The organism is Actinosynnema sp. NPDC023658 (assembly GCF_040639995.1).
Classification (GTDB): Bacteria; Actinomycetota; Actinomycetes; order Mycobacteriales; family Pseudonocardiaceae; genus Actinosynnema.
The window spans coordinates 1-11,537 of record NZ_JBFAAX010000167.1 but is presented as its reverse complement, the minus strand read 5'-3'; the positions used below and the strand labels follow the sequence as shown (position 1 = coordinate 11,537).

Here is an 11,537-nt window from a genome sequence, read left to right as displayed (position 1 = left end):
GTCGCCACCCGCAGCCGCACCGCGTCCGGCGGCAACGCGTCACCGCTGACCAGCGACACCGGTCCGGGCACGAGGTCGAGCACCAGCTCGCCGTCGGCGCCGGGCGCGTCGGTCTCCACGACGAACCGGCCCAGCTCGTCGGCGTCCCGCAGCACGAACGGCGTCCGCGACCGCAACGTCGCCGGAGCCGCCGCGCAGTTGCTGCTGAGCACCAGCCGACGCCCGTCGTCACCCTGTCCGGGCGTGGCGCGCGCGCAGTTGCCCCGTGACGCCAACCGCCACCGCGTCGGGTCGGGCGCGTCGGGCTGGTCGAACCGGTCCGCCAGGGCGTAGTCGCCGTCCGGGGAGGCGTGCGGCGTCCCGGAGGCCTTCGCGGGCGCGGACCGCTGCCCGAACGCGTCCACCGCGTACACCTCGACCTGGTACGACCGCTCGTCCTCCAGCCCGTCGAGCTGGGTGACGGACTGCGTGAGGAGCTTGCCGTGGTCGAGCCGGTCGGCGCCCCACCGCACCTCGTAACCGGGGGCGCCACCGGTCCAGCGCAGCTGCAACCGCCGGGGCCCGGACGACACGGTCAACGCGCCGGGCTGCTCGGGCGGCGCCCCGGCGGTCGGCACCAGCACGCCCTCAGCGGCGTACGGCTCGAGCGACGTCGGCGGCGCCGCCGACGTGCTCGTCGCGGTGGTGGGTCCGCCGACGCCGGTGGTCCGCAACACCGTGATCACCCCGGCGAACAGCACCACACCGACGACGATCAGGGCGACGCGGCGACGTTCCATTGAGTCAAGCTAGGTGGCCCGGTGATCGGGGTCACTACGTCGTTGCGGACCCGAGACCAAGGAACCTTCGCCGCGCCCTACAAGGGCCGGATCTCGAACGACTGCTCCTGCGTCTGCACGCCCCGGCGTTCGTCCACCGGGAGCACCCGCACCACCAGCTGGTGCCGCCCGGTGGACAGCTCGTCCAGGTCCACCACGAACTCGTGCCGACCGCCCGCCGAGCCGTTGGTGGGCAGGACGGCGATCCGGTCACCGTCGAGGTCCACCTCCAGGCCCTTGATCGCGGCGATCTCGCGGGCCACCGGGCCGGTGAGCTCGACCGTCGCCCGGAGCCTGCCGCCACCGCCGGGGAACCGCGGTCCGTCCGGGTCCGGCGGGAACCGGGCGCCGTCGCCGGACTCGTGCAGCACGGACACCGCGGGCGCGGGCACCTCCGGCGCGGGCAGGGCGCGGTCGGTGAGCTGGGGCAGCGGGCGGCGGGCGTCCGGTCCCTCGGCGACGACGAGGTGCGCGTCGTGCACCGTCACCTCGCCCTCCGCGCGCAGCCTGACCTTGGGGTTCCGGTCCGGTGACGGTAGCGGGAAGTCCGCGTAGACGACGGACGGGCGGCTGTCGTCGAGCGCCTGGTCGGGGCGCATGGGCAGGGCGGGGGCCGACCGCGTGCCCAGTTCCACGGTGATCGGCGCGGCCTTCCCGGCCACCACGGACGCGACCACGCGCACCGACGACGCGCCTTCCAGCTTCGGGCTCGCCACGTTGCCCAACGACGTCGCACCGCCCTCCGCGACGCCCGGCCCGAGCGGCACGACGGACTCGGGCAGCGGGTAGGCGGGCAGGCCACCGGTGCCGAACGTGTCCACGATGGTGCCGTCGGCCTGCCGGAACACCAGGCGCGCGCGTGCCGTCGTCCACGGCACCGCCACCGGCGCCTTCGCCACCTCCACGCCGTCGCGCAGCGCCACCACGGAGTCGGTCAGCACCCGCAGCTCCCACCGGTGCCGGACGCCCGGCGTCGGCGGCGGGTACGTCGCTCCCGTCTCAGTGGACGTGACGCCGTCACCGACGAACCGCGCGTCGGTCTGCGTGACGCGCAGGACGACCGCGCCCGGCGGGAACGGTTCGGCCAGCGGGCCCAGGTCACCGAACGGCTCGGGCAGCAGGGCGATCGCCATCTCGCTCTCGCCCGGCCGGTGGCCGATGGGGCCGTCGGTGGTGAGCGAGGCGCGGGCGCGTTCGTCGACTTCGCCGGGCGCCCGCAACCGCACCGGGGCGTTCGACTGCAGGTCGACGCGGTCGCAGGTGATCTCCAGCCGCTTGCCGTTGAGCGGGCGCAGCCCCAGGCAGTCGGTGTCGCCGTTGTCGAGGACCCGCCAGCGGCGCGGGTCCATGGGCGCCGGACCGTCGAACACGGTCAGCGGCACCATCAGGCCCGCCAGCCAGTCCTCGTCGTACGCGAGCCGGGGCGCGGCCTGCGCGGTGACGGCGGCGGAACGGGTGCCCAGCGCGTCCAGCGCGCGCACCTCGACGGTGACGTCGGCGTTCGCGTCCAGGTCGGTCAGCTCGGTCTCGGTGCCCCGGACCAGGCGGGTCCCACCGTTCCAGCGCACCTCGAAGCCGCCGTGGCCGAGGCCCCCGCCGGCGGTCCAGCTCGCGCGCAGGCTGGTGCGGTCCAGCGCGGTGAGCACCAGGTCGGTCGGCGCGACCAGGCCCCGGGTGTCGGGGACGTACTCGACGCCGTCGGCCAGGGACCGTTCGAAGACCTCCGGCACCGGGGGAGCGGATTCGTTGCGCAGCACCACCACCGCGCCGCCGATCAGCACGAGGCCCCCGAGCACCGCGACGAGTTTGCGACGCTCCACCGCTGCACCCTATGGCGTGCGCGCGAGTGCGGTCGATCCGTCCAGGGCGACGATCCGGCCGCCACGCGCACCGAGGTCGCGCAGGGCCCGCAAGGCGTCGGGGGCGGTGAGGTCCATGGTCAGGTCGGTGCGGGCGGACCGGTTGTCCAGCGCGACGCGTGCGGCGTGACCTGCGTCGATGGTCTTGGCCAGGCCACCGGTCGAGGCGAGCGAACCGCGGGCCGCGCCGAGCCGGCCCAACGCGTCGTCCACGGCTTCCAGCAGCGCGCCCCGGTTGCCCTCGCACATCGCGCGGACCAGTTCCGGCCGGCTGCCCGCGACGCGCGTGCCGTCGCCGAACGAGCCCGCGGCCAGCGAGAGGGCCAGCGGCCCGCCGTCCGCGCCGACGCTGGCCAGCACGGCGGCCATCAGGTGCGGCAGGTGGGAGATGCGGGCCACCGCGGCGTCGTGCTCCGGCGCGGCGGTGGGCACGACGTGCGCTTTCGCGGCGAGCGCGAGTTTTATGACGTCGACGAGGACGTCCGGGTCGGCGTCGTCCTCGGCCGTGACGACCCAGGCGGCGTCCTCGAACAGGTCCGCGCGGCCCGCGGCCCAGCCGGAGGAGGAGCTGCCCGCCATGGGATGTCCGCCGACGTACCGGGCGTGCGGCGCGACCCGGCGGACCAGGTCGACGACCGGGCCCTTGACGCTGACCACGTCGGTGAGGCGAACGCCTTCGGGGAGGGCGCGCAGCACTTCTTCCACAGCCGGGAGCGGAACGGCCACGACGACGAGCGCGTCCCGCACCCGTGCCCGGTCCAGCGCCTCGGGGAGGTCGACCACGTCGTGACCGTCCTGCCGGGCGGCGTCCGCGTCGGCTCTCGAAGCGGTCGCGCCCCAGGTCACGCGCCCTGCGGCGGCTGCCGCGCGCAACACCGAACCACCGATCAACCCGAGCCCGATCACGCAGACGCTTCGCACGGCGCTCATCCTGCCGGCGCGGGACGCCGCCCCCTACTTGTCCACAAGGACAGGAGTTGTCCACAGGCCGGTGATCACCCCTGGTTCACCTCCACCGACCGGGGCAAGGTCGGAGCCGTGAACACCACCACGGCCCCGACCCACCGCACCCGCCGACTGCGGCTCCCCGCACCACGCCCTACCTCGGGGTGCCTCGTCGCGGTGCCGCCCCGCTCCGGTCCGCCCGCCGCGGCCTGGCGTGCTCCGGCGTGCCTGCTGCCATCCCGCTCCGGTCAGCCCACTGGGGCCGGGCGTGCTCCGGCGTGCCTCGCCGCCGTGCCGCCCGGCCCGGGTCCGCCCACCGCGGCACCGCTGCCCGCCTCCCGGCGGCCTACCGGAGGGCGTCCAGCGCGAACGCCGTGTACACGACGACCCCGTGCTCCATGGCGGCTTCGTCGAAGAGCACCCGGCTCGAGTGGTTCGGCTCCGCCCGCTCCAGCTCGACCCCGCGCGGGCAGGCGCCCAGGAACGCCATCGCGCCCGGCACCCGTTCCAGCACGTAGGAGAAGTCCTCCGCGCCCATCAGCGGGTCCTCCATGGGCGCCGCCCACCGCGCGCCGAGCGCCGCCGTCGTGACGTCGAGGACGTGCGTGCCGACCGCGTCGTCGTTCACCGTCACGGGGTAGCCCGGCACCACCTGCACGTCGGCCGTGCAGCCGTGCGCGGCGGCCACGTGCTCGGCGATCTGCCGCAGCTCGCGGTGCACGAAGGTCCTGGTGTCCTCCGACAGGGTCCGGATGGTGCCCTCGACGAAGGCGGTCTCCGGGATGATGTTGGTCGTCGTGCCCGCGGCGATCCGGCCGATGGTGACCACGGCCGGCTGGTGCACGCTGACCCGCCTGGCGACCATCGTCTGCAGCGCGCCCACCATGGCGGCGGCGGGCGGCACCGGGTCGATCGCGTCGTGCGGCATGCCGCCGTGCCCGCCGCGCCCGGTGACGGTGATGTGGAAGGTGTCCGCCGAGGCCATCGTCGGCCCGGGGCGGGAGACGATGACGCCCGACTGGAGCGTGGAGGTGATGTGCAGGGCGAACGCCTTCTCCACCGGCGTGCCCGCCGCGTCGAGCACGCCCTCGTCGAGCATGTGCCGAGCGCCGTGCTGGCCCTCCTCGCCGGGCTGGAACATGAACACGACCTGCCCGGCCAGCGCCTCCCGGCGTGAGGAGAGCAGGCGGGCGGCGGAGGCGAGCATCGCGACGTGCGTGTCGTGGCCGCAGGCGTGCATGGAGCCGTCGACCTCGGAGGCGTAGGCCAAACCCGTGTCCTCCTGGAGCGGCAGCGCGTCCATGTCTCCGCGGAGCAGGACGGTCGGTCCGGGCTTGCCGCCGCGCAGCACCGCGGTGACCGAGCTGCTGGACTTGCCGGTGGTCACCTCGACCGGCAGGCCGGACAGCGCGTGCTGGATCGCGGCCTGGGTCGCGGGCAGGTCCAAGCCCTGCTCCGGGTGCCGGTGCACCTGCCGTCGCAGCGCCACCGTCCTGGGCTGGAGGGCTCGGGCGGCCTCCACCAGCCCGGTGTACCGGGGCTCGGGGGCGGTCGTCTGGGCGGTCGGCAGCGTTGTGCTCATCCCTCGATAGTGGCATCGCGCGGCCCCCGCTGCCCGTGGCCGAGGCCCCCGTGCTACCGGGTGCTCGGGCGTGGCCCTACGGTGTGCACATGGCACACCAGGAGCCGGTCAACGGCTTCGCTGTCGCGGTGGTTCGTGAGGACGGCCGCTGGCGGTGCAGCAAGATGGACAGCTCGGCGCTGTCCGAGCTCGACGCGGCGATCACGGAGCTGCGCCAACTGCGTTCGACGGGTGCCGTCTTCGGGTTGCTGGCGGTGGACGACGAGTTCTTCATCGTCCTGCGCCCGGTGCCCGGCGGGGTCTCGCTGCTGCTGTCCGACGCCGCCGCGGCGCTGGACTACGACATCGCCGCCGACGTCCTGGACCTCCTCCGGGTCGACCCGCCCGACGAGGAGGACGACGAGCTCTGGCCGGAGGGCGACCTGGCCGTGCTGACCGACGTCGGCATGCCGCAGCACGAGATGCAGGTGATCGTGGACGAGGTCGACCTGTACCCGGACGAGCAGCTGCAGATGATCGCGCAGCGGTGCGGCTTCGCCGACGAGTTCACCAAGCTGCTGGACAGCCTCCAGGCGTGACGGTCGACGTGCGGGACGAGGCCCTGGTCGAAGCCGCCCTCGAAGTCGCGGCCCTCGCGCCGCGGACCGGTGACGTCCCGATCGGCGCGGTCGTCTACGGGCCCGACGGCGCCGAGCTGGCCAGGGCCTGCAACGCCCGGGAAGCGCTGGGCGACCCGACCGCGCACGCCGAGGTGCTGGCCCTCCGCGCCGCCGCCGCCGTGTACGGCGACAGCTGGCGGCTCACCGGCTGCACGCTCGTGGTCACGGTCGAGCCGTGCACGATGTGCGCGGGAGCCCTCGTCCTGGCCCGCGTGGACCGCGTCGTCTTCGGCTGCTGGGAACCCCGGACCGGCGCGGCGGGCTCCCTGTGGGACGTCATCCGCGACCGCCGCCTCAACCACCGCCCGGAAGTGGTCGGCGGCGTCCTGGAGGAGCGGTGCGCCGCCCTGATGGAGTCGTTCTTCGCCGACCTCTGACCCGGCCCTCTGACCAGCGCCGATGTCATCGGCCACCCCCTGTTGGGCCAGGGCGCTCCGGTCTTGTATTGTTCTCGGCGGTGGCGTGTCCGAGCGGCCGAAGGAGCACGCCTCGAAAGCGTGTGAGGTGCAAGCCTCCGTGGGTTCAAATCCCACCGCCACCGCTCCGCAGAGCCCCGGTTGCCGATCATGGCAGCCGGGGCTTTCGCTTTGTCACCGTCCGCGGCTCCTGCGGGCGAGGTGTCGGCTTGGTGGCGGGATGGCCCGTCGTGGGGGATGGCTCCGCGTGGAGTTGGGCCACTTCGGAGGCCTGCCGGGCGAGAGAGTCGGGCGCGAGATGACGGCGCGACGCCGGGCGTCGGGAGCGTGACGACGGTCGATGGGGCACGGGCGCCGAGCCGGACCTCGTCAGGTCCGGGTCGGCGCCCCTGTCGTGCCTGGCGTGCCGGACCGGCGCTGGGAGGGCCACCGGTGGGGCACGGCCATGACCCTACCCTACGTTCGAACACACGTTCGAGTGACCTCTGAAGGTCAACCGTTAGTGACGGTGTCTTCCGCCGTTCACTCGATCCGGGGAGGATGCGCGCAGCCGCCAATCACCGGAGGACCCGTTGAGACCCACCCCGCTGCGCGTCGGACTGGCGGTCACCGCCGCTTCGGCCGTCTCGTTCGCCCTCGCCACGCCGATCCACGCGGCACCGAGCGTCGACGCCCTCATCACCGAGGTCTACGGCGGTGGCGGCAACTCCGGCGCCACGCTGACCCAGGACTTCGTCGAGCTCGGCAACGCGGGGGCCGCGCCGGTCGCCGTCGACGGCTGGAGCGTGCAGTACCTCCCGTCCAGCGCGAGCGCGTCCAGCCAGTGGCAGGTCACGCCGCTGGCCGGGTCGATCGCCGCCGGCAAGCGGTTCCTCGTCGCGGAGGCCAAGGGCTCCGGCGGCACGGTGGAGCTGCCCGCGCCCGACGCCACCGGCACGATCGCCATGAGCGGCACCGGCGGCACGATCGCCCTCGTCACCGCGACCTCGCCGTTGACCTGCAAGACCGCCGCCGACTGCGCCGCCGACCCGCGCGTGCGCGACCTGGTCGGCTACGGCACGGCGACCGTGGTCCGCGAGACCACGCCGACCGCCAACCTGGGCAACACCACTTCGGCTGCCCGCACCGCGCTGACCGACACCGACGTCAACGCCACCGACTTCACCGTCGGCCCGCCGACCCCGGTCAACTCCAGCGGCCAGGGCACCGGTGACCCGGACCCGGACCCCGAGCCGCAACCCGGCGACAAGCGCATCCGCGACGTCCAGGGCACCACCCGCGTCTCGCCGCTGCTCGGCCAGAAGGTCAGCGGCGTGCCCGGCGTCGTCACCGCGACCCGCGCCACCGGCGACCGCGGCTTCTGGATCCAGGACACCGCCCCGGACGCCGACCCGCGCACCAGCGAGGGCGTGTTCGTCTACACCGCGGGCCTGGCGCCGACCGTCGAGCCCGGCGACGACGTGCTCGTCTCCGGCACCGTCGCGGAGTACCGGCCGGGCGGCGACACGGCGGCCAACTCCAACCAGACGCTCACCGAGATCACCGGCGCCACGGTCACCGTGAAGTCCAAGGGCAACGCCCTGCCGGCGCCGGAGACCCTGACCCCGCCGGCGGGCTACCTGCCGACCGCGGGCGGCGGCAGCATCGAAGCCCTCCCGCTCGACCCGGCGACCTACGGCCAGGACTACTACGAGTCCCGCGAGGGCATGTACGTCCAGGTGACCGACGCCCGCGTGGTCGGCCCCACGAACGGCTTCGACGAGTCGTGGATCACCACCAACCCGACGCAGAACCCGACCGCCCGCGGCGGCACGATCTACCTCGGCTACGACCAGCCCAACAGCGGCCGGATCAAGGTCAAGCCGGGCTCGGCGACGCCGCACGTGAGCAACGTCGGTGACGTGTGGCGCGGCGCGACGGTCGGCAACGTCGAGTACACCAACTACGGCGGCTACACCCTGGCCACGAAGGCGGTCGGGGAGTACGTGTCCGGCGGCATCACGCCCGAGGTGACGGACGCGCAGCGCTCGTACGAGCTGGCCGTGGCCACGTTCAACGTGGAGAACCTGGCCGCCACCAACGAGCAGGGCAAGTTCGACCGCCTCGCCGGCGCCGTAGTGGCGAACCTCAAGAGCCCGGACGTGGTGGTGCTGGAGGAGATCCAGGACAACAACGGCGCGACCGACGACGGCACGGTGGCGGCGGACGCGACGTTCGCCAAGTTCACCGACGCCATCGTGGCCGCGGGCGGACCGCGCTACCAGTGGCGCCAGATCGACCCGGTGAACAAGGCCGACGGCGGCGAGCCCGGCGGCAACATCCGGGTGGCGTTCCTGTTCAACCCGGCCCGGGTGTCCTTCGTGGACCGTCCCGGCGGCGACGCCACCACGCCGGTGTCCGTCGTGAAGCAGCGCAACCACGCCGCGCTGTCGGTGTCGCCGGGCCGCGTCGCGCCCACCGACCCCGCGTGGAACAGCAGCCGCAAGCCGCTGGCCGGCGAGTTCCTGTTCCGCGGCCGCACGGTGTTCGTGGTCGCGAACCACTTCAACTCCAAGGGCGGGGACCAGGCCATGCACGGCCGCTACCAGGAGCCGGTGCGCAGCTCCGAGGTGCAGCGCGCCCAGCAGGCCGCGTTGGTGCGCGGCTTCGTGGACCAGCTCAAGGCGGTCGACAAGGGCGCCAACGTGGTCCTCGCGGGTGACATCAACGACTACCAGTTCTCCCCGGCGGTCCGGACCCTGGTCGGGAACGGCGACGTGGTGGCGCTGATCGACACCCTGCCCGCGGCCGAGCGGTACAGCTACGTGTTCGAGGGCAACTCGCAGACCCTCGACCACATCCTGATCAGCGCGAACATCACCCGGTTCCGCTACGACGTGGTGCACGTCAACGCGGAGTTCGCGGACCAGGCCAGCGACCACGACCCGCAGGTCGTGAAGCTGCGCCCGAGCACCGGCAGCGCGAACGTCGACCGGCTGGTGTTCCTGCTGGAGGACATCGCGGAGTGCCTGCCCAGGCCGTAGCCCGCGGCAGTGGACCAGGCCCCCTCGGACCCCTCGTCCGAGGGGGCCTTCGCGTGCGGGCCCCGGATCAGCTCCGGGCGGTCGTGGTGGGTGCGGGGGTGCTCGGCACGGCCGTGGTGGTGGGCACCGACGAGGTGGGGTAGGTGCCGCTGGGCACGGTGGTGCTGGGACGGGTCGTCGAAGCGGGGGTGCTCGGGTGGGTCGTGGTGGGCTGCGGGGTGTCGGGGTGGGTGGTGGTCGTGGGGCCGGGCGTGGTCGTGCTCGGGATGGGCTTCGTCGTGGTCGGGGGCTTGGGCGCGTCGGCGCACTCCGCGCTGACGGGCAGGTTGGCGTACTCGTCACCGACGAAGTAGAGGGCGCTCGACCACTGTGAGCCGCCGTCCTGCCTGCCGATGTTCAGCCAGACGTCGTTGGTGTAGCCGTAGTCCGTGATCGACTCGCCGTGGACCCAGCAGTAGACGCCCACGGTCCGGTCCGCGAACACCGGGCCCCCCGCGGCGGGCAGGCACGCGGTCGACGGGCAGATCCGGACGTTGACCTCGTGCCACGTCCGGGCCGAGTACGTCGCCGCGCCGCTCGCGCCCACGTCGCCCGCGGGCTGGGCCAGTGCGAGCGCGCCGCCGGCGAGCAGGCCCGCGGCGGCCAGCGACGCGGCGGCGGCCGTCTTGACGATCCTCATGTGCGTGTCCTCCCAGTAATCAGCCGATCACTGGTTAAACGCCGTCGGGGGTCCGGGACGTTGCACCGGTCCGCCGATTCCACCCGGCCGCTCATGACAGAGCCCCGGTCACCTGACGGTGCCGGGGCTCTGGCTGCGGAGGATACGGGATTTGAACCCGTGAGGGGGTTAACCCAACACGATGTCCAGTTCCGTCGATGACGGTACGGCGACGTTCGCGGACGGATGTTTGCCCAGTTCAAAGCCATGGATGCAACAGGATGGCGCGGGTTGAACGATGGTGTACTGAGACCCGCTCTGAGACCCTCTGTCGTCCTTGCCGGGGCGGCCCAACGAGTGTCGCTGCATCACACGACGCCTCTTGCCCTGTGGGGTCAGCCCTTCCGTACGGAGCTGCCGCCGAGACCGTCGGTGTAGCGGTAGCTGGAGCACCCGACGGTGTCCTCGCACACCCGGTACCTGGAGATCCAGTACGCAGTGGCGGTCCAGTCATCCTTCGAACACGGCGACGCGCTCCCGTTGCTGTCACCGCGCTTGTGGTAGCTGCCGTTGTTCAGGTAGTACTCGGCGTAGACACCGTTGCCGTCAGCCTCGCGGTCGCACACCTGGATGATGTCGTCGTTCACGCCGAGCGTTTCGGCGTAGTCGTTACCGTGGTAGATCGGCCCCGAGTAGGCGTTCGCAGACCCTGCTCCCATGATGAGAGCGCCCATCATGGCCAGAGCGCCTAACAGTAACTTGGCTTTCCTCACTTGAACCCCCTGATGGATGCTTTTGATGACTGGATCGCATGGTTACCTATAACGTCTGGGTGACGTCATGACAGAAGTTAACGTAAAGCGTCTCCGGTAGGCTAAACATTCACTAAATATTCCAAGTAAGAGGGGATTCTGGACACATTTGGTAGTACGTTTTGACTTTCGACCCTTTGTCTACGAGGAGCTGGAACCGCAGTTCAAGGTAGTCCACTCACGTACGTATGCGCTGGTCAGCGCTATTGCTGTGTCAGTTTGAACGGTGCTGAACGGGGACGGACTGAGACGCGGTTTGAGACCCCGTGGCACTTGGGAGAGCAGCGGGGGAGCAGTCGGGGAAGCAGTGAGAGTCGGGCGAATTCCCCCGCGTGCTCCCTCGCCCAACTTCCCTGGGTCCGCCTGGGGCGATCCGGGCTGGGGAAGATCAACCGTTCGCTGCTCTGGTCGGCCGGAATCCCTCGAAAGCGGGGTCGTGCCTCCCGGAGTCTTCCTCTCCTGCCCCCGTGAGTGCTCCCCCTGATAGCTGCCTGCCGCGCCGAAGTCCGCTCACGGCTAGCGTCACCGGCCCTGGCCCAAAGGGTCGCGCCTAGGGTGTTCGACGGCCGCCGAGCAGGTCGTTAGCGGCTCTAGGGCTAGACCCGTCCCCCTCTAGACCCAGACCCCCGTCTAGAGCCCTACAGGGCGTCCGGGCTAGACCCCTAGGCCCAGACGAGTAATGCGTAAGTCGGTCAGTGGTCGTAGGCGGTCAGGGATCGGGTGACGGGTTGGCCGGTGGCGCGGTTGTGCCAGATGGCGGCGGTC

9 protein-coding genes and 1 tRNA gene are annotated in these 11,537 nt (G+C 72.3%); 4 read left to right on the top strand and 6 right to left on the bottom strand.

Annotation, left to right across the window (positions count from 1 at the left end):
• The 4 genes from AB0G02_RS18865 to AB0G02_RS18850 all read right to left on the bottom strand — a co-directional run.
• Positions 1–779, bottom strand: a 779-nt coding sequence (locus tag AB0G02_RS18865) for a fibronectin type III domain-containing protein (protein ID WP_360795789.1), incomplete at its 3' end; no start/stop codon positions are given.
• Positions 780–856: 77 nt separating this feature from the next.
• On the bottom strand, positions 857–2,638 hold the full coding sequence (locus AB0G02_RS18860) for a hypothetical protein (protein ID WP_360795786.1): 1,782 nt from the start codon (positions 2,636–2,638) through the stop codon (positions 857–859).
• A 9-nt stretch (positions 2,639–2,647) separates the two neighbouring features.
• A complete protein-coding gene (locus tag AB0G02_RS18855; protein WP_360795785.1) occupies positions 2,648–3,598 on the bottom strand; it encodes a prephenate dehydrogenase in 951 nt (316 codons plus the stop codon).
• Between the two features lie 370 nt (positions 3,599–3,968).
• The gene (locus AB0G02_RS18850) at positions 3,969–5,204 is read right to left on the bottom strand and encodes a M20 family metallopeptidase (RefSeq protein ID WP_360795784.1); all 1,236 of its coding nucleotides are present in this window, start codon (positions 5,202–5,204) and stop codon (positions 3,969–3,971) included.
• Between the two features lie 89 nt (positions 5,205–5,293).
• On the opposite strand from AB0G02_RS18850, the gene AB0G02_RS18845 reads away from it, so the two are divergent.
• The 4 genes from AB0G02_RS18845 to AB0G02_RS18830 all read left to right on the top strand — a co-directional run bounded on the left by AB0G02_RS18845 (position 5,294) and on the right by AB0G02_RS18830 (position 9,302).
• Positions 5,294–5,782 carry a tRNA adenosine deaminase-associated protein gene (locus AB0G02_RS18845; RefSeq protein ID WP_360795783.1) on the top strand — a complete coding sequence of 163 codons (489 nt, stop codon included), beginning with the start codon at positions 5,294–5,296 and terminating at the stop codon, positions 5,780–5,782.
• Positions 5,783–5,805: 23 nt separating this feature from the next.
• Positions 5,806–6,240 carry a nucleoside deaminase gene (locus AB0G02_RS18840; protein ID WP_360795792.1) on the top strand — a complete coding sequence of 145 codons (435 nt, stop codon included), beginning with the start codon at positions 5,806–5,808 and terminating at the stop codon, positions 6,238–6,240.
• Between the two features lie 79 nt (positions 6,241–6,319).
• A tRNA-Ser gene (locus AB0G02_RS18835) sits at positions 6,320–6,404 on the top strand.
• Positions 6,405–6,851: 447 nt separating this feature from the next.
• Positions 6,852–9,302: an endonuclease/exonuclease/phosphatase family protein gene (locus tag AB0G02_RS18830; RefSeq protein WP_360795780.1), complete on the top strand. Its 2,451-nt coding sequence runs from the start codon at positions 6,852–6,854 to the stop codon at positions 9,300–9,302.
• Between the two features lie 67 nt (positions 9,303–9,369).
• Here the strand turns inward: AB0G02_RS18830 and AB0G02_RS18825 are convergent, their stop codons facing one another.
• Positions 9,370–9,981 (bottom strand): hypothetical protein, encoded by a 612-nt coding sequence (locus AB0G02_RS18825; protein ID WP_360795777.1) that lies wholly within the window; start codon positions 9,979–9,981, stop codon positions 9,370–9,372.
• 374 nt (positions 9,982–10,355) lie between these two features.
• Positions 10,356–10,679 carry a hypothetical protein gene (locus tag AB0G02_RS18820; protein WP_360795774.1) on the bottom strand — a complete coding sequence of 108 codons (324 nt, stop codon included), beginning with the start codon at positions 10,677–10,679 and terminating at the stop codon, positions 10,356–10,358.
• Positions 10,680–11,537: the final 858 nt, after the last annotated feature.